Source organism: Streptomyces krungchingensis (assembly GCF_054729265.1).
In genome coordinates this window covers 1,041,732-1,058,455 of sequence record NZ_JBPUKY010000002.1, presented here as the reverse complement: position 1 = coordinate 1,058,455, position 16,724 = coordinate 1,041,732, and the positions used below count along the sequence as shown (strand labels likewise).

General features: G+C 66.7%; 16 protein-coding genes and 5 pseudogenes. 12 read left to right on the top strand and 9 right to left on the bottom strand.

What is annotated here, in order from left to right:
• Positions 1-117: 117 nt before the first annotated feature.
• Entirely contained in the window at positions 118-348 is a 231-nt protein-coding gene (locus ACSYGO_RS45460) for a hypothetical protein (RefSeq protein WP_460390349.1), read from the top strand.
• Between the two features lie 371 nt (positions 349-719).
• On the opposite strand, the gene ACSYGO_RS45455 is transcribed toward ACSYGO_RS45460, so the two are convergent.
• Both ACSYGO_RS45455 and ACSYGO_RS45450 read right to left on the bottom strand, forming a co-directional pair.
• The gene (locus tag ACSYGO_RS45455; RefSeq protein WP_460390445.1) at positions 720-1,151 is read right to left on the bottom strand and encodes a hypothetical protein; all 432 of its coding nucleotides are present in this window, start codon (positions 1,149-1,151) and stop codon (positions 720-722) included.
• A 133-nt stretch (positions 1,152-1,284) separates the two neighbouring features.
• A pseudogene (locus ACSYGO_RS45450) lies at positions 1,285-1,515 on the bottom strand (transposase family protein); the annotation flags it as partial.
• Positions 1,516-1,561: 46 nt separating this feature from the next.
• Between ACSYGO_RS45450 and ACSYGO_RS45445 the strand changes: the two are divergent.
• Positions 1,562-2,029, top strand: coding sequence for a hypothetical protein (locus tag ACSYGO_RS45445; RefSeq protein ID WP_460390348.1), 468 nt, complete (start codon positions 1,562-1,564; stop codon positions 2,027-2,029).
• A 235-nt stretch (positions 2,030-2,264) separates the two neighbouring features.
• Here the strand turns inward: ACSYGO_RS45445 and ACSYGO_RS45440 are convergent, their stop codons facing one another.
• The gene (locus ACSYGO_RS45440) at positions 2,265-2,738 is read right to left on the bottom strand and encodes a hypothetical protein (RefSeq protein ID WP_460390347.1); all 474 of its coding nucleotides are present in this window, start codon (positions 2,736-2,738) and stop codon (positions 2,265-2,267) included.
• A gap of 33 nt (positions 2,739-2,771) precedes the next feature.
• On the opposite strand from ACSYGO_RS45440, the gene ACSYGO_RS45435 reads away from it, so the two are divergent.
• On the top strand, positions 2,772-3,179 hold the full coding sequence (locus tag ACSYGO_RS45435) for a hypothetical protein (protein ID WP_460390346.1): 408 nt from the start codon (positions 2,772-2,774) through the stop codon (positions 3,177-3,179).
• 343 nt (positions 3,180-3,522) lie between these two features.
• Here ACSYGO_RS45435 and ACSYGO_RS45430 read toward each other — a convergent pair whose 3' ends face one another.
• The 3 genes and pseudogenes from ACSYGO_RS45430 to ACSYGO_RS45420 form a co-directional block, all read right to left on the bottom strand.
• On the bottom strand, positions 3,523-4,191 hold the full coding sequence (locus tag ACSYGO_RS45430; protein WP_426678925.1) for a hypothetical protein: 669 nt from the start codon (positions 4,189-4,191) through the stop codon (positions 3,523-3,525).
• 72 nt (positions 4,192-4,263) lie between these two features.
• Positions 4,264-4,494: pseudogene (locus ACSYGO_RS45425) on the bottom strand (transposase); the annotation flags it as partial.
• A 63-nt stretch (positions 4,495-4,557) separates the two neighbouring features.
• Positions 4,558-5,154 (bottom strand): DinB family protein, encoded by a 597-nt coding sequence (locus ACSYGO_RS45420; protein WP_460390345.1) that lies wholly within the window; start codon positions 5,152-5,154, stop codon positions 4,558-4,560.
• Between the two features lie 339 nt (positions 5,155-5,493).
• On the opposite strand from ACSYGO_RS45420, the gene ACSYGO_RS45415 reads away from it, so the two are divergent.
• The 7 genes and pseudogenes from ACSYGO_RS45415 to ACSYGO_RS45385 all read left to right on the top strand — a co-directional run.
• Positions 5,494-6,504, top strand: coding sequence for a DUF6215 domain-containing protein (locus ACSYGO_RS45415; RefSeq protein ID WP_460390344.1), 1,011 nt, complete (start codon positions 5,494-5,496; stop codon positions 6,502-6,504).
• A gap of 629 nt (positions 6,505-7,133) precedes the next feature.
• On the top strand, positions 7,134-9,350 hold the full coding sequence (locus ACSYGO_RS45410; RefSeq protein ID WP_460390343.1) for a tetratricopeptide repeat protein: 2,217 nt from the start codon (positions 7,134-7,136) through the stop codon (positions 9,348-9,350).
• A gap of 419 nt (positions 9,351-9,769) precedes the next feature.
• Positions 9,770-10,318: a hypothetical protein gene (locus ACSYGO_RS45405; RefSeq protein WP_460390342.1), complete on the top strand. Its 549-nt coding sequence runs from the start codon at positions 9,770-9,772 to the stop codon at positions 10,316-10,318.
• Positions 10,319-10,441: 123 nt separating this feature from the next.
• Positions 10,442-10,750, top strand: coding sequence for a transposase (locus tag ACSYGO_RS45400; protein WP_426678930.1), 309 nt, complete (start codon positions 10,442-10,444; stop codon positions 10,748-10,750).
• A gap of 212 nt (positions 10,751-10,962) precedes the next feature.
• Complete coding sequence (locus ACSYGO_RS45395; protein WP_460390436.1) at positions 10,963-11,421, top strand: DDE-type integrase/transposase/recombinase; 459 nt, start codon at positions 10,963-10,965, stop codon at positions 11,419-11,421.
• A pseudogene (locus ACSYGO_RS45390) lies at positions 11,393-11,551 on the top strand (IS30 family transposase); the annotation flags it as partial. The gene ACSYGO_RS45395 and the pseudogene ACSYGO_RS45390, both read left to right, overlap by 29 nt.
• A 7-nt stretch (positions 11,552-11,558) precedes the next feature.
• Positions 11,559-11,849, top strand: a pseudogene (locus ACSYGO_RS45385) (integrase core domain-containing protein); the annotation flags it as partial.
• A gap of 535 nt (positions 11,850-12,384) precedes the next feature.
• Here the strand turns inward: ACSYGO_RS45385 and ACSYGO_RS45380 are convergent.
• Both ACSYGO_RS45380 and ACSYGO_RS45375 read right to left on the bottom strand, forming a co-directional pair.
• Positions 12,385-13,062: an HhH-GDP family DNA glycosylase gene (locus ACSYGO_RS45380; protein WP_426678931.1), complete on the bottom strand. Its 678-nt coding sequence runs from the start codon at positions 13,060-13,062 to the stop codon at positions 12,385-12,387.
• Positions 13,063-13,347: 285 nt separating this feature from the next.
• On the bottom strand, positions 13,348-13,953 hold the full coding sequence (locus ACSYGO_RS45375; protein WP_460390341.1) for a helix-turn-helix transcriptional regulator: 606 nt from the start codon (positions 13,951-13,953) through the stop codon (positions 13,348-13,350).
• Between the two features lie 12 nt (positions 13,954-13,965).
• Here ACSYGO_RS45375 and ACSYGO_RS45370 point away from each other — a divergent pair.
• Positions 13,966-14,526: pseudogene (locus ACSYGO_RS45370) on the top strand (NrfD/PsrC family molybdoenzyme membrane anchor subunit); the annotation flags it as partial.
• Between the two features lie 253 nt (positions 14,527-14,779).
• Here ACSYGO_RS45370 and ACSYGO_RS45365 read toward each other — a convergent pair.
• Positions 14,780-15,622 (bottom strand): hypothetical protein, encoded by an 843-nt coding sequence (locus tag ACSYGO_RS45365; RefSeq protein WP_460390340.1) that lies wholly within the window; start codon positions 15,620-15,622, stop codon positions 14,780-14,782.
• A 443-nt stretch (positions 15,623-16,065) separates the two neighbouring features.
• Between ACSYGO_RS45365 and ACSYGO_RS45360 the strand changes: the two genes are divergently transcribed.
• A complete protein-coding gene (locus ACSYGO_RS45360; protein ID WP_460390339.1) occupies positions 16,066-16,554 on the top strand; it encodes a hypothetical protein in 489 nt (162 codons plus the stop codon).
• The last annotated feature ends 170 nt before the right edge of the window (positions 16,555-16,724 follow it).

Here is a 16,724-nt window from a genome sequence, read left to right as displayed (position 1 = left end):
CCCCTCTTCCGGCGTCTGCTCTTCGCCTGCGCCCCTCCTCATTCCAGCCTGCGCCTGAAACTTTTGGGGAGCAATTCAGCGGGTGTCAGATATCTCCCGGTTTCGCTGGCATCTCGTATGACCAACATCAGCACCCGCGCACAGTCACATACAGATCCCCTCAGCGTCCTGGTGCAGCGAATCGACATCCTGCCGGACGGCTCAGGCCTCGCCAGCATCGGCTTCCTTGTACCCGACCTCGCCGGACCACACCAGCGCATCGGGACCGAAATTCTGATCGCTGAAGGCCCCAAGGTCGTTGAGCGGGCCGTCATCCGCGAACTGCTGCAACCCGAACATCCAGCCTGAAGCAATTGCGGATCAACCAAGATCACGATCTGCACCTGGAGTACTGGGCGGGCTTGAAGACCATCGTCACCGGCCGGCGGGCGTGGCCGTCGGCATGGCGTGAGGGGGCACGCCGGAGTGCCTCGGTTGGACGGTAGGGCGTGTCTGGCCGGTGCGGGTGTCGTTGACGGGGCAGCGCGCACAGCACCCCCCGGCAGTTGCGCGGTCTTGAGGGCCCGAGCCGCCTGCCCGGCTCGGGCCCTCACGGTTTCCGTCTGCGGAGGGGGTGGCCGGGTGGTCAGGCTGGTGGCCTGCGGTGTGGACGCGCGGAGCCACGACGGCAAGCAGCCGCTCCGTCGGCAGGCCTTGTCCTGCCCAGACCACGTGAGGAGCTACCACCGCGGCTGACTCTCCGCACTGTCGGTCGACAGGAGCCCCACCAGCGCCTCTACGGCGATCACCGCGTTCGACGTCGTGAATACGAGCACAGGATCCGGCTTCCGTAGCAGGAGTCCACTCCAGACCCGGAAGACAGGGCTGCCATCCGGCCCGCCCGTGTCGAAGGAGATACACCCCGCCAGCTCACTCACGTCATCCTGTCCGCCAGGCATCCAGAACGCAGGGCCGTCCACGAACCGGAGGAAGTTGTGACTGGTGAACGGATACCACTGACTCAGCGCGCTCGCCCGCGCGGCCAGCACCAACTCCTCTTCGACGGGAGGCACCCAGGAGTCAGTTCCTCGCGCCGACGCGTCAGCAGTCCGCGCGCATTCCTCCGTCCAGTCCCAAGCATCCGCCAGTGACCACGGGCTGTTCTCCCCCATACCTCGGAGTCTGGACCAACCAGTGGACCCGGGTAACCCCTTGGACCAGCTGTGCGGCGTCTGGGCCGTAGCAGCGCCCTGCGACGGGCAGTGGCGCACCGCTTGCGAAGCTGGAGCGCGAGCATCGGTTGCACACTCCGAACAGCGCGGCGAGTTGGCGCATGGTCAGATTCGCGGCCAGTACGCGGCGACCAGCAGAGTGCTCGGTCCTTCAGCGGCAGGCTCTCCGGCCGGCCCCTTCGGGCCGCGTCGCGCCCTCGCGCCGCAGCAGCGTCATCAGCTTGCCGAACTGCCGCATGCTGAGCCCAGTGAATGGGGCTTTCCAGATATCTCGGGGTGCTAATTGGTCACGTCGCACCCTCATGGCCCGTGGGTAGCCTGTCAGTCTGTTCGAACGGGATGGAGCCGCGGTGGATGTCGATGGACCGCATGCTGCGATCCAGCTCCCGGACGGGTCCTGGTGGGATTGGGACGTGGTCGCCTGGGGCGGCGGAGAGCTCAGGCTTGCCGCCGGCCATGACCTGGCCTACCACCACGGCCTGGAACTGGTCTTCGGCGATCCAGTCTTCGTCAACTGCCCGTCCGGCTTTCACGATCCCATCTTCCGGGCCCCATCGCCCGACGAGCTCCTGAGAATCGCTCGTCAGCTCGGCGGGAAGCCGCCCATAGTGGTCGCCTTCGAGGCCGACGCCGGCGGTCAGGAGCCGGTCTCGTGCCTCATCGCCGCAGAGCGGCTCGACGTCGTCCAGGAAACCGTCCTGCGGTACTGGCGCGAAGACGCAGGCCCCGATCAGCGCTTCGCTCCCTGGGTGCGGTCCCCCGGCCAGCAGACGGTCTCGGACCACGCCTTCGAACACAGTGAGCCCCCAGTTCCCTAGACCGGCAACGTTCTTTCCTGCCACGCCAAGTGACAGGGACTGGCCCCGCGCTGGAGGCCTACTTCCCGATCATCCATTCTTGCTCCGTCACATACACTTCGCCGACATCCGGGTGCCTCTTGCGGCGCCGCTCCGCCTGCCCGGCGTCGACCCTCGTCGACCTCCGCACTCGGCTGTGTCCCCTGGAGCGCGAGCTCGTCATGGCCATGCCCTTGGCCTTGGAGAGACCTGGCCGTCACGTGTCGTACTGGCCGTCACACGGAGCGGAAGACTCAAGGCCGTCGGGGTACAGCTCGGCCCAGTCATCTTCTCCTGCGCCCTCTGCGTGGCGTTCAGAGACCAAGCCGAAGAGCACGCCGTCAACGGTCAGTTGGAAGGGTCGGATCGCAATATCCCCATCCCTGAGCTGAGGAAGACTGTGGAGCAGCTGTGCCAGCCCAGCCTTCGCCCAAACCAACGCAGAGTCGTTCCCGTGTGGATGCCGCTGTTGCTCCGCCCATGTTCCAGCGCACCAAATGTTCGAGTGAATGTGCCGCGCCTGAGAGTCGAACTGATGGAGGACGGCATAGAGCCGCTTCTTGTCCTCCCACCCTTCCTCGAGGCTGAAGCCTTCTGGGAACGCGTAGGCGACCGAAGCAAGGAACTGGCCTTCTGCGTATCGGCCGATGGTCGCCGTCCGGTACTCAGGCGCAGCAACAGAGCACGTCATGGCGTCATGCCGGCCCGGCCGTAGGATCGCCGCATGCCTGTCGACGAACGCGTGACCCGGTCCTCATTTTCTGACCGTCTCCAGCGGATCTCTGCGCCCCGGCCGCTGTCCCTCCTTCCGGCCCGGATCTGGTCGGACGCACAATGGGAACGCATTCAGCGGGGCTACCGTTCCCGGGACATGGACGAGAAGTGGGACGTCTTCACCGAGGGCGACGTGGTCTTCTTGCACCGGAGCTGGACGGGCCATGGGTTCGTCGAAGCCACCTTTACTCCGATCGATGCCGGTGGCCGGCAGGTCGCCAAAGCCGTGGTGGAACGTGATCGGGACCGCTATCGCGGCAAGGACGACGACTACGACCCCCTCTGCTGGAACTGGTACTCAGTGCGATCGTACTCGCCGAGCCAGCGCAGGAACTCCGCTCCAAACTGGTGGAGTTGACCCGAAGGGCGGCGGGTACCACCGACGTTCCCGCCGGGATCGTGCAGCACAGCGCCCTGGGCCTGCGCTCGAGCTCGTAGTTTCCCGACCGCTGGTCATGTGGGCTGATCGCGGGACAGGCGCCGCACGACGGGATCGCGGTCGTCGGCAAGAATGCGGCCCGGACCAACCGACGTCGCCGTCGCCAACCGGTGACCCGGCTGCCGGTCTTCCCCGGGCGCCGCGCGGGCCAGCCGATCCGCCCCGACCGCTTTTCGCGCTCCTGGGCGAGGTCGGGGTCCCAGCGGCCGCCGCCCGCCGCGCCGCCATCCGACAACGCGCTATTGGGCAGACGGATCGGCTCTCAGTGGGCCTGCGGATAGCCGATTTCGGAGATGTCTTGGGCCAGCTCCGCCAGGGTGACCTCTGCGTTCAGCGACGACACGAGGTCCTGGTCCAATGGCCGCAAGGCATACAGGTCAGTCACCGCTTCCAGATCTACAGGGACCTCGTAATAGTCCTCGGCGAAGCGCTGGAACGCTTCGGGTGAGCGGTCGACCAGTAGTTGGAACAGACCCGTCGCCCCATCAGGGTCGGAATGGTTCGAGGGGAAGTCGATCGTCCCGTGGTGCCACTGATCGTCGGTCGCCTCCCGCCACAAGCAGGCCGTCACGACGGGCACGCCGTCCTCGTCGGTGAACGCCGGCTCCGCGGTGAAAGACTTGAAGACATCGGGAACGTCGTCGATCACCCCCGGCCAGGGCTCGCCATCGTGGCCGTACGGGGTCATCGGCGATTCGTGGCCGAAGCCACGGACAAAGACCCCGGCCGCGCAGAACACGATGGAGTACTCGTCTCCTGACCCGTTGCGCATCGAGGCCATCTCCTCGCCTTCGGCCCAAGCGGCGTTGAAGGAGTAGTACCGGCCTTCCCAGTCCGGGCTCAGGATCGCTTCCAGCATCGCCAGCGAGCGGCACAGGTCCCGAAGGTCAGCAATGGCGGGAAGCCGACGGGCTACGTCATAGACAGTCACGGGCTCATCCAACCGGATGCCTCCGACATCAGCCCCACCCCTGCCAGACGTCACGATCGGTCACTCATGACGCCGGAAGTCCCGCTGCCGCCGCCAGCACGTCATGCCTGAGCCGAAGCCGAGGTCTTGCGGCAGGTACTCCCGCTGGATCCCGGTGTGCAGCACGTAGCGAATTCCGCACGGCGCGGCACGGTCCGGCAGGGGCCTGCGCCCTGGGTACCGAAAGCGTCGCTCGCGCTCCGGCAGCAGAGGCTCAAGGCGGTCCCACAGTTCATCCGACACGATCCACGGCGACGTCCCCAATCCGATCCGAACGCTCAACTACCGGCCTGGACACGGCCTTCAGCGACGATCCATCTCATGGCGTCAGCTGCTGTGGGTCTTGATTGGTGCGGCCGATCTGGCGGCCGCCCGCTCGATCTTCGCGCAGTAGGCTGCACGGGCTTCCTCGTCGATCGGCTGCTCGTTTTCGGCGCGCACCCCGGTCCGGCCGTCGAGGCCCTCGCGCAGGATATCGGCGTGCCCGGCATGTCGGATGGACTCGCCGAGTACATGGACCATGACGGCGAACAGGTTCGTGTTGGGATAAGGCTCCGGCCACCACGGCACGTGGCCGGGGGCGTCGAGGGGAAGCTCGTTGATCGTCGCGTCCGAGTGTTCCCACGTGCGCCGGTAGAACCCGATGATCTGATCGCGGGTCTCGTCCTCATTCGCCCACAGATCGCTGCCGTCGGAGTCCTGCCACCGGCACAGCGGTTCCGGGGAAGGGCGGTCGAAGACCTCGCCGAAGTACCTGGCCTCGACGCTGGCCACGTGTTTGACCAGGCCGAGGATGTTGGTCCCGGTTGCTGTCAAAGGTCGGCGGGCGTCGTATTCGGACAAGCCGTCGAGTTTCCAGAGCAGCGCCTTGCGGTCCCGCCGCAGTCTCCCGTGCAGGGTGTCTTTCGCGAAGTCATCGATCATGCGGCATGAGCCTGCCATGGGCTGCTCGTGGTCTCAAGATCCCGTACGTGGTCCGCAACGACTGGCGGAGCCGAGGCCTGACCATGGCCGCCGCCCTGACCTGCTACAAGAAGCTCGCGAAACGTGCCACGTCAGACAACCTCGAGGTGTGCGAGCCCAAGGCAGTGGAGTTGTCCAGAACATCGGGCAGCTGTGGCTCATCCCTTGCACCCACTGTCGGCCCAATAGCCGACCTCGAGATCGTCACCATGGCGTCTCTTGCATCAACGGGCCCTGCTCGTGCCCGGAACTGTGGCTTCCATCACGGCGAATGCGATCTTGTCCTGGTGAGATCGCCGGGTGCTCGGTTTCCTCCTCCGTCTCCTGCCGTTCTGGCTCCGCGAGCCCCTGCTCATCGCGGTCGGGTCTGTTCTCGGCGTACGCATCATGTATCTCGCCGTTCGCGATCACGACCGGGTCGCGGCCGGTCTCGGCGTGGTGTTCCTCGTGTTCACCGCAATACGCGTCCACGCGGTGATCCGGGCCCTGCGCGCACGCCGGAACCCACGTCCGACAGCCTCCGAAGACGGGGCGGTAGTCGCCGCTGCCGCCCAGGCCCAGGTCGGGGCCCAGGCCGGAGCCGGGCCGCGTCCCGGCCCGGACCGTTCGGAGAAGGAGCACAACGCATGGGGCCAGGCCGTCGCGGCCGTGGCCGTGTTCGGGGCACTCGCGGCCACGCTGTGGGTAGCCCCACGCTTCATGCCGTCCAACGACAACGCCCCGCAGCCCGCCTCATGTTCGGGCGAGGCCCACGAGGAGCTTCCGAAGGCCTACAAGGACACGCCCCGGCCTGTAACCGGTGAAGAGCTGTGCAAGGCGCTCAACCGGCCAGACCTGGCCAAGCTCCTTGGAACGCCCGGAGAGGCCGCGACCACTGTTTCCAGCACCAACAACACCGCTCCTCTGACTGATGGGAAGGTCGCCCAACCGGAGGCCGAGATCACGTTCGACACATACACCGTGAACGTCTCGGCCACCTACAACGACCTGTCGACCGACCAGTACGTGAAGCTGATGAAGTTCGGGGACGAGAAGGACATCAAGACGCTTACGGTTCTCGGTCGGCCCGCGGTCCTCTCCTCGGATCACACCATGAAGCTCGAGATCAATCTCGGGAGTGGCGGATCCGGCGGGCCGGTCGAACAAGGCCCCCTGGCCAGGACGCTGTCCGTGGCCCTGGACCGTCATGACCGAGGCGGCTACTGCGACATCACCGTGTGGAGCACGTCTGGAGCCCTCCCGAACGACAGCGTTCTCCTCAACATCGCCGCTAAGGTTCTTCCGGGGATCCCCGAACGACCTGCCCGATGAGACGCCGAAAACATATCGGCGAAAACATCGACCCAGTCGCGCCGCCGACCAGCATGGAGCGCAGGTTCCAGTCCATGCGCGACGAGTTGTGCGGCCGATTCCCCGAGCACACACAGGGTGGGGTTCGTGCCCGCCGGGGTCATCGGCAAGACGGCGGGCCCGGGCGTGGCTCCGCCTCTGAGTCGGGCCGGGGCCCGCCGGGGCAGACGGTGGCAGGAAGCCCATAGCCGCGACAAATCACCCAGCCGGGAGGTCCGTGTTCGTCGTGCATCGCACGAGATCGGAAGGACAACAGCCAATAAGGCGTAGTTTTCCGATCAAGATCCGCCATTCTCGCTGCGGTGCCTTAGTCCCTCTACAGTTACTGTGTGGATCTGGTGACGGCACTCACCGTGGTTGGGACCCTCGCAGGTGTGATGAGTGTTGTGGTGGCTCTCGTCCAGGGCCGACAGTCACGCGATCCTGCGCTGGCAGGTGAGCCGGAACCTCCCCCAGCAATCACGGCGAGGCGCGACCCACCGTTGAGAGCGCCCGACGATTCCTCGCCATCAGCTTCGAACACGGCGCATGTCGCACAAGCTCTTCACCCTCCAACTGGACGACTAGGTCAGATCCGCGGTCGACATGACGTGCTGGAGTTGCTGGGGAGCCGACTGACCGCGCCGGACGGCCACTTCCAGGTGCTGGCCGGCATGGGAGGCGCAGGAAAGACAACGCTGGCCCTCGCATTGGCAGAGCGCGCAGAACGCCAAGGGCGCAGCGTGTGGTGGGTCTCTGCCACGGAAGAGCGGTCGCTGCTGGGCTCCCTCCTCGGGCTGGCTCTCAGCTTGGGTGCGTCGCCCGCGCATGTGGAGGAGGCCCGAGCCGGAGTTCGCAACGCGGCTGATGTTCTGTGGGAACGCCTGGAAACGGAGCGGGGCTGGCTGCTCGTCTTCGACAACGCCGACGACACTGACGTCCTGACGTTCGGTAATGCCTCTGCTCGGGACGGCAGCGGCTGGCTCCGCGCTACGCGGGCCGGCTTGATCGTTGTGACGAGCCGGGTCAGGAATCAGGAAGACTGGGGTCACCATGGTGTTCTGGTGCCAGTGCCCTGCCTGGACAGTGCGGTCGGTGCCCGTGTCCTTCAGGATCTCGCTCCGCACGCCGGAAGTCTGGGTGAGGCGCAGGCGCTTGCCGAACGTCTCGGCGGCTTACCGCTGGGCCTTCACCAAGCGGGAAGGTATCTGGGGTCACCCTTTGCATTGGATCGTACATTCACCTCATATATGGCAGCGCTTGACGATCGATTCCCTCTCCTCATGGGGCAGGCAACTGATCCCCGCTCGGGAGTGACGCAGACCTGGGAACTGTCCCTCGATTCCTTGGCGGCGCAGGACCGAGCCCATGCCCGACCGCTTCTGAGGACCCTGTCTTGCTTTGCCTCGTCCGTGGACATCGCTTCCCCTCTGCTGGACCTACAGGTACTCGGAGACGGTCTCGGCATGGCGGATATGTCAGTTCGGAACGGCCTGGAAGCGTTGCTGTCCGTGGGATTGCTCGAGTTGGGGGCAACACCCGACCTCGACGAAGTCGTCAGCGTCGCGGTGCACCCGTTGGTAGCGGCTGCCAGCCGCCAGCACCTGGACGTTCACGTCACAACAGCTGCCGCCCGTGCGCTGCGAGTTGCCACTGGCCGGCTGCGCTCGGACGCCCCCGAGGACTGGCCTGTCTGGCTACGGCTGTTGCCCCACGTTCGTTCCCTGCTGCGTCTTCCCCCGGCTGCACTGGACGACGGAGGCGTTGCTGCCATCGCGTGGGCCGTTGTCAGTAGTTGCTCAGCTTTGCGGTGGAGCGGGGCGTGGTCTGCACCAGAAGCGCTGACACGTGACGCCCTGTGCCAGGCGGAGTTTCTCGGTTCGCACCACGAGGCGGTCCTGTGTCTTCGATATCAGCAGGCCCTCGCCGCGCTGTATCAGGGACGCCTTGCCGAAGCGGAACCACAGCTGGACGACATCCTGACGACGCAACTGAGCACCTTGGGTCCGGATCACCCAGCCACGCTGGCTACACGTCATGAAACGGCACACCTGCTCGTAGAACAGGGGCGCCTGGCCGAGGCGGAGAGTGCCTGCCGCGATGTGCTGCGCGACCAGCTCAGAGTGCTGGGGGCTGAGCATCCGGAGACTCTGGCGACACGTCACTGGCTGCTGCGAGCCGTCGGCGAGCGAGGACGGTACGCAGAAGCCGAAGCGGGCTACCGCGACCTGCTACAGACGCGCAGCCGGTTGCTTGGTCCTGAGCATCCCTACACTCTGATGACCTATAACAACCTCGGCCTGCAGCTTGCCTATCAGAGGCGCTTCACAGAGGCAGAGCTCCTGTACACGGAACTGGTCGCAACCCGCCTGCGTGTCTTTGGCTCCCAGCACCCATACACCCTGCAAGCTCGCTCCAACCGTGCTTCAGTCCTGACAGAACTTGGCCGAGGACGGGAAGCAGAGGAGGAGCTGCGCAGCGTGCTGGAGACAGAACGCCGGGTGCTGGGGGCAGACCACGTCAACGCACTCGACGCTCGCTACGAACTTGCACGGGCGATGATCGCGCAGGGACGTCACCGGGAGGCAGAGGCAGAACTGCGGGCAGTTGTCGACGCCGAGAGCCGAGTGCTCGGGCCCGAACACCATCTCGTAGGAGACGCCCGCCTCGCACTGGGCAAGAACCTGGCCAGTCAGGGCCGGCGAGATGAGGCAATCGCAGAGCTGCGTGCTCTTGTGGACCTACAGACGCGCACCCTCGGTCCGGCAAATCCGAGAACGGTCGCAACACGTGAGTCTCTCAATGCCGCAGAAACAGGCGGCACGTGAGGTGCGCGGTCACACCTGGCTATGGCCTTGGGCTCTAATCTTGCGATCAGGCCCTCGCAGTCACGCTGTCGGAACTCGCTTGCGGAAAAGGTTCCGCCCCACCCGGACACGCCACAGGTCCGTCGGCCTATTGGCCGTTCTCTATCCGCTCGCGTGATCGGTAGCCCTCGAACAACACGCTCGTTCAGGTGAGTTGGTCGGTCCGGGGGCACGGAGGAAGAATCTCTTGGCAGCTCGCGGCTGTCGAGTCCAGCGAGAAGCAAGACCCCCCTCGTCGAAGTGTCGAGTGATCGTGGTGCCTCCACTCGCGGGGGCGGTGAACCAAAGGCTGACTTCGACCGGTCTGGTCGCGCTCCCTCTTCCCCGGCGCATCCCGAACGTGATCGGCCCGTGACCGACGGCTTCTATGATGGCAGCCCATGGGAATGCGTGTGCACAGACGCTGGGCCAGCACACTGGCGACGGCCGCGACCACAACACTGGCCGCATTCACGCTGGCCTCCTGCTCCCCGCCGGAGCGGGAACTCATCGGCATCCGCCCCACAGCGGAAAGCGGCGCCATCGCCTCGCTGCGGCCTTGCGGGGAAGACCGTGTGGCTTCCATTGAGGTACTGGGTTCGGTCATCCGCGACAACCCCGATGGCCCCGTGGAGGATCTCACGTCCTGGCGGGTGAGATCACCCCGGTCCGTCCAAGGCCCGGAGGAGATCCAGCTGTTTCACACGCCCGACGGCTGGATAGGCGACCCGACCCCGCTGGGTGACCAGCGGCTTGAAGTGACCCACGGCTACTCGGTCGACTTCATCGTGGCCTCTGGTGGCGTCGTCAGCTACCGCGGCGTTGTCTACTTCACCACAGCCGACCTGGCGCGACTGGAACGGGGCCAGGTCTGGGTTAGCGGCCGGCCCATGACTGTCGAGGAGTTCCAAAAGCACGCTGACCAGGAGTGCGACGACGGCTGGTTCTGAGATGACCAGCGCGCCCCTGCCTTCGATCCACTCGGTTGCCGTATCAAGGCAGATGGGTCTGCTGCACGATCGGGTGACATCTGAACTGGCTTGCCCTGTGGGGCGGGTGGGAAGGATGTCGCTGTGCCCAAGCCATATCCCGAGGAGTTCCGCGAGGACGTTGTGCGGGTCGCGAGGAACCGCGGCCCGGGTGTGACGGTCGAGCAGGTGGCCGCCGACTTCGGAGTCCACGCGATGACGCTGTGGAAATGGATGCGCCGCGCGGACATCGACGACGGGACCAGGCCCGGAACGACCAGCCAGGAGAGCGCGGAACTGCGGGAAGCGCGTCGGCGGATCAAGCTGCTGGAGCAGGAGAATGAGGTCCTGCGCCGGGCCGCGGCCTACCTGTCACAGGCACATCTGCCGGGAAAAGGATCTACCCGCTCGTGAAGGAGCTGGCCACGGGCGGAATCCCCGTCACGGTCACGTGCAGGGTCCTGAAGCTTGCCCGCCAGCCCTACTACCGTTGGCTGGAGCGGCCGGTGAGCGATGCCGAGTTCGAACAGGCCACACGCGCGAACGCGTTGTTCGACGCTCACCGCGAGGATCCGGAGTTCGGCTACCGGTTCCTGGCCGACGAAGCCCGCAGCGCGGGATCGGGCATGGCCGACCGGACCGCGTGGCGGATCTGCCGGGACAACCGCTGGTGGAGCGTGTTCGGCAAGAAGCGCGGCAGAACCAAGAAGGCCGGCCCGCCCGTGCACGACGACCTCGTCCGCCGTGACTTCACCGCGACCGGCCCGAACCGGCTGTGGCTCGCCGACATCACCGAACACGCCACCGGTGAAGGCAAGTTGTATCTCTGCGCGGTCAAGCACGTCTTCAGCAAGAGGATCGTCGGCTACTCGATTGACACGCGGATGAAGTCCCGTCTGGCCGTCGCAGCCCTGAACAACGCTGTTGCCCGACGCGGAGACGTCGACGGGTGCATCCTGCACAGCGATCGCGGATCGCAGGGCGGATTCAACTGGTCGTCGCAACACCTTGATCACGGAGGTGTGGGTTGGGACGACCGAGGAAGCCGATGCCGCAGGCACCGACCTGTCGCGCTGGTCCGCTGACGATCTCGAGGCCGTCGCTCACACGCTCAACAACCGGCCACGAAAGATCCTCGGGTGGCAGACACCCGCTGAAGTCTTCGAGGAACAACTACGCTCGCTTCAACACGCCGGTGTTGCATCGACCAGTTGAACTCGCCCAGTTCCGGTCCCGGAAGTTCGTCCGGGCGCTCGACCGGCACCGGATCACCGGTTCGATAGGGAGAGTCGGGACGGCAGGCGACAACGCCGCCATGGAGTCTTTCTTCAGTCTGCTGCAGAAGAACGTCCTCGACCGCCGATCGTGGGCCACCCGAGAGGAACTGCGGATCGCGATCGTGACCTGGATCGAGAGGACCTACCACCGGCGCCGCAGACAAGCCTCGCTCGGCCGGCTGACCCCCATCGAATTCGAGACCCTCATGACCACACCGGCCCTCCAGGTCGCGTGACCGAACCTGTCACCCAAACCTGCAGCAGACCCGAGTCCATGCTTCCACTCGAGTGGAGAGCCAGCAGGTCGCGAGACGGTCGCGTGCTGCTCGCGTCCGCGCATGGTTGGCATCGCCCTGAGTGGGGCGTGAAGGTCCGGCTCGTTCGTCTGCGCAAAGCCTTGCGCAGCTACTCTCGGCCGCTGGGTCGCTGCGGCGCTATTTTCGGGTTCGTCGTCGTCGGCCGCCAGCGCATCGGCATATTCACTGCGCAGCACGGTGTCGACCAAGATCGCCCGGCCTGGTCGACCGCCGCCCGATGGCGGTGGCTCGCTGGTACTGCGGGTCAATCCCGGCGGCGGATCACTCCGGCAGGGCGCCCCCTGCCTTCAAAAACACTCTGCCCCGGCCCGTCACCCCGTGTGTATGGCGCCTCGGTGAGCCCGGGAATTGCCCTGTCGCCAGACAGGGTACTGCCCGGCCTGTCCCGACTCCGCTGCCGAGGTGTCCGCAGCCTTCGCGGGTGCGGTCGATGGACGGCGCCATCGGCAGTTCGTCAGGCTCCGCTGGCGGCGGCGAGGACGTCGTCGGCCAGCGGCTTGTCGAGGGCCGCGTGAACCAGGCCGTCAGCCAACCGCGGCATTTCACGGCTAGTGACGAGGGTGCCCAGCTTCTCGGCCGAGGTCGGCAGTCCGAGCCGTCGAGCACCGTCCATGACCTTGCGGTCGACGTAGGGTGCGAACTCCGGCCACACGCCTTGCACAGCCCGTAGAAAGATGTCGGCCCCCGTAGGACCGATCCCGGGAATGTCCAACAGGGCCTCTTTCGGATCGGGTTCGTCGCGCAATCGGCGCAGGTCGCCGCCGTAGCGTTGCAGGAGTAGTTCGGCTCCATGGCCGAGCATGGTGGCGGTTCGCTCGTCGTGGCGTCGATAGCCGCCTTCTCCGAGTGCGCCGACTCGCTGTTGCCAGGATGCCCGCGCCATGGACCGGGCATCGCGCATTCCTGCGTCGAAGAGCGCATTGGCCGCTGCCACCGCGACGTCGGCTCTGATGCGGGCGCTGAGGAGTACGGCAAGCACGAGCGTCTGGTACAAGGGCGCCGGCGTGTTGCGCAGTCTGATGCCGGCCTGCGATGTATATGTGCGTTGCTGGCGGCCGAGCAGCGCGCGCACAACTGCTTTGTCTGTGGGACCGGCCGTCTTCCCGGACTTCCTGTCGGTCTTCGTAGTCATCGCCTGGTCACCCATTGAACGATTCAGTGATTCGCGCCGCTATATCCCCTCTACGCGTATTCAGGGCGAGTACCCCTACGCAGCTGGTCGACGCGTTCCCGGCTCGGCCGCGGAACGGAGCATCATGGGCGAAAACGGCACTCGAAGCGGGCCATCCGCGCATCGCTCTCTGCGACGCATTGTGGCCGATAACGGCTTGAGCGGGCTTCACGGACGGCCACCGCCGCCTCGGCCCGGCTCCGGCTGCAGCTCCCACTGCGCGCACGGCGCCCTTCGCCGGTCGACTCAGTCCCCGTGCAGCGTCTGGTGGGGAGCGCGCCGGTAGGCGTTCCGGTAGAGGGTGGCGAATCTGCCTGGATGGTGGAAGCCCCAGCGGTTGGCGATCTCGGTGACGGTGTCGCTTCCGCCAGGGTCGGCGGTCACCAGGTCGCGATGGGCTTGCACCAGCCGCACCCGACGGAGATGGGCGAGCGGGGTGGTGGCGAGGTGGCGTCTGAAGGCGTATTGCAGGGCGCGGGTGGTGACGTGGGCAGCCGCGGCGATCTCCGCGATGGTGATCGGCTGGTCGGCGTGGTTGTCCATGTAAGCGAGTGCCCGGCGCAGCATTGCCGGGTGGGCGTCCTGCCGGTCGGTTGCGGTGTCGTCGGTGAGCGCGGTATTGGGGTACGTGGCCAGAACGCTTGCTGCCAGGTGCTGGGTGGCCGTGGAGGTCAGCAGGGGCTGGTCGGCGATGGCCGGGTCCGCGAGGACGTGGTCACGCAGGTAGCGGATGGCGTGGGCCAGTTGTCGGGCGGCCGCGGGCGAGTGCGGGCGGTGCCCGGTCAGCCGGACCGGCCGGTAGAGCGGTCCGGTCGAGTCGGCCACCTGACTGAGCAGGGCGGGATCGAGCATCGTGATGTTGTAGCGGGCGTTGCAGATGCGTCCGGCGTAGGGCAGGTCGGGCGGACCGGGGCCGCCGCGCTGCTGGGCCCCGTGGTGGCGACGTACACCACGGGGCTGGCGGCCGACACCGCTGTGCCCGCCTGGCACGACGTCCATCGCGAACTGCCCTACCTCTTCGCCGCCTCGGCGACCGCCGCGGCGGCGGGCATGGCACTCGTGACCGGGCCGGCCCGGGAGAACGCCCCCGCGCGCTGCGCGGCCTGCCTTGCCGCGGTCGCGGATCTGGCCGTGTCGTCGGCCGCCGAACGGCGGCTGGGCATCGTCGCCGAGACGTGGAGACAGGGCCGGGCGGGCTACCTGCTCCGTGCCGCACGTGTCCTCACGGCCGGGAGCGCCCTCGCCGCCGTGCTCGGACGCCGCCACGAGGCCGCGGCGGTGGCCGGCCTCGCGCTGCTCGCCGGCTCGGTGTGCACCCGTCTCGGTGTGTTCGCCGCGGGCATCGCCTCCGCGCACGACCCCCGGTACACGGTGGTGCCCCAACGTGAACGGCGCAACGGACCAGGCGAGGCGCCCGACGCGTGAGCATCCACGGGCGCGGCGCACGTGACCACAAGAACGCGCGCGACAGTCAGCCCTGCCCCGAAATTCGGCGGGCCGTTCCTCCCGCGAGCCCCGTCCACGCCAGCCGCAGCTTGCAAACGCGGAGACTACGACGTGTCCCCTTGGAGACGTTCATGCCCCTCGCCGAACGGTCTCCGGGTGCCAAAGGTCCGCGCATTCAGGCAGATGCCCTACGCGTGGCGCAATTCCGGGCTGAACCAGTATGGAGAAGGCGTCACGGTGCATCGGGTCGGGACTCATAGCGCAGGCTGTGGAAACGACCGGTGTCCTCGCGCCCAGTAGGGTCGATACCGAGCACTCGTACCGCCGCGATCGCATACTGCTGTTCCCGCTCGTCCGCGAAGAGGCGTTGCGGATAAGTGCGGGAGGCGTCGACGGTGGTGCCCAGGCCGTGGGCGGCCAATGTCCGCACGATGGGGTCGTACGACACCGTCCGCAGCACAAACGCGCTGACCCACACCGGTCTCCGGGCACTGTCCAGCAGTGCCGCGAACGTTCGGGCAGTGACATAACTGCCTCCGCCTGTCAGTGTGATGAGGCCGACCTCGGAAAGCGCGCGCATCAGCCTGGGGCTGGGTGACGCCTGTTCCAGGTCGTCGCTGAAGGCGTCATCCAGGAGCCCCACCTCAACCGCATAGTGCCCCGCGGGTGCCGCGACATCCAGGCCGAACACCGGAACTGCGTCCGGTCGGCGCCGCTTGGCATAGAACTCCTTGTCGCGCGCGGCAAGTTCCGCCGACGACATCGCCTGACATGCAGGGGAGGTGTACCGCTCGTACAACTGCGCCAGCGTGACGTCGTGGTTGAGCAGCGCGGCATTGATCCCGTACGAGCAGCAGACGTCCAGCACTGCCGACTTGCGGGGGCGGCCGTCGTCGAAGGCGGCGCGTTCGGTTGCGACCTGCCGGAAGACCCGTTGGGCGTGGTGCGGGATCTCGTACTCCAACGGGGCCAGGCGCCCGAAGTACGCGCGAGGGTCCGGCCTGTCGTAGATGTCGTCGAACCGCGCCTTACCCTCCGCGGCGCCTTCGGTGCCGCCCGAGCACGACCTGCCCATGCCGTGCTCCTCCTCTCAGAACGCATCTGTACCTAGACCATGCCCCGCCACCTGCGCCCCGCGCTGCGTGCCACACAGGGAGGCGCACAGGTCCACCCGGTCGCCCGACATCGCTGATTGCAGAACAAGTCCGAGAGAGCGCATCGACGACTTCGGAGCTGCATGTGCGCGAGAGGCGGGCCGAGGACGGCACGAACGCCCGGAAGCACTGGAAACTCCGTTCAATGCCGAGACACATCCTGGACGGCGTCTACCGTCCGGGTGAGGCCACCACGCGAGATTGCTGCAGCTCAGGTGCCACACACCCTCTGGTTGAGATATGTCCCGAGAAGCGCTTTTCGTTCGAGGATGGTTTGCTGCGCATGGCGGCGGACCCGTTCTGACAGCGCACTTGGCTGAGCCGCCGTCTCACCCCTTCCCGTCACAGCTCAAGGAGGAGCTTGATGTCGGTCTACACCCCCCAGCAGTACGGTCAGCAGCTGCAGCAGCCGCACTGGCAGCAGTCCGGTCAGCAGCAGCCGCAGCCGTGGGCAGGCCAGCAGGGCTACGGACAGCAGCACTTCGGTCAGCCCGGCATCGGGCAGGGTCAGCAGCAGCTGCCGCTGCTGGTGACTGAGCTGTCGCTGCGCTGTGCGGCCGTGGCGGTCAACGCGATGGTCGAGCAGGTGCGCATGGACCCGCAGGTCATGATGGGCATCCAGGCGCCGGGCCAGATTCCTCCGCACGCCTGGAGCAGCGTGCTCACTGAGTGCGCCCGCCGCATCGCACCGGTCGTCCACAGCGCCCTGAACCAGATCACCCAGGGCCACTCCCCGTTCGGTCAGTACGGCCAGCAGTACGGCCAGCAGTACGGCCAGTTCCAGAACGGCCAGTCTCAGTACGGGCAGTCGCCGTACGGGCAGCACCTCGGTCAGATGCCGCTCGGCATGTGACCGGTTTCCCGGTCGGCCTGGGTGCTCGTCGCGGGCTGCCCCGGCCGGCCGGGCCGTCCGGGCGCGGCAATGGCGCGGTAGGTCCAACACAGGGTGATCGGTGAAGGCGGAACGTGATGAGTGAGCAGCAAGGCAGCGGCGGCACCGCGAAGGGACGCGGCGGCGCCAGG

Coding starts and splice junctions, on each gene's coding strand:
- ACSYGO_RS45460 (WP_460390349.1), top strand. CDS start 118: ATGACCAACATCAGCACCCGCGCACAGTCACATACAGATCCCCTCAGC.
- ACSYGO_RS45455 (WP_460390445.1), bottom strand. CDS start 1,151: ATGGGGGAGAACAGCCCGTGGTCACTGGCGGATGCTTGGGACTGGACG.
- ACSYGO_RS45440 (WP_460390347.1), bottom strand. CDS start 2,738: ATGACGTGCTCTGTTGCTGCGCCTGAGTACCGGACGGCGACCATCGGC.
- ACSYGO_RS45435 (WP_460390346.1), top strand. CDS start 2,772: ATGCCTGTCGACGAACGCGTGACCCGGTCCTCATTTTCTGACCGTCTC.
- ACSYGO_RS45420 (WP_460390345.1), bottom strand. CDS start 5,154: ATGATCGATGACTTCGCGAAAGACACCCTGCACGGGAGACTGCGGCGG.
- ACSYGO_RS45405 (WP_460390342.1), top strand. CDS start 9,770: ATGGGAATGCGTGTGCACAGACGCTGGGCCAGCACACTGGCGACGGCC.
- ACSYGO_RS45395 (WP_460390436.1), top strand. CDS start 10,963: ATGGCCGACCGGACCGCGTGGCGGATCTGCCGGGACAACCGCTGGTGG.
- ACSYGO_RS45380 (WP_426678931.1), bottom strand. CDS start 13,062: ATGACTACGAAGACCGACAGGAAGTCCGGGAAGACGGCCGGTCCCACA.
- ACSYGO_RS45375 (WP_460390341.1), bottom strand. CDS start 13,953: ATGCTCGATCCCGCCCTGCTCAGTCAGGTGGCCGACTCGACCGGACCG.
- ACSYGO_RS45365 (WP_460390340.1), bottom strand. CDS start 15,622: ATGGGCAGGTCGTGCTCGGGCGGCACCGAAGGCGCCGCGGAGGGTAAG.
- ACSYGO_RS45360 (WP_460390339.1), top strand. CDS start 16,066: ATGTCGGTCTACACCCCCCAGCAGTACGGTCAGCAGCTGCAGCAGCCG.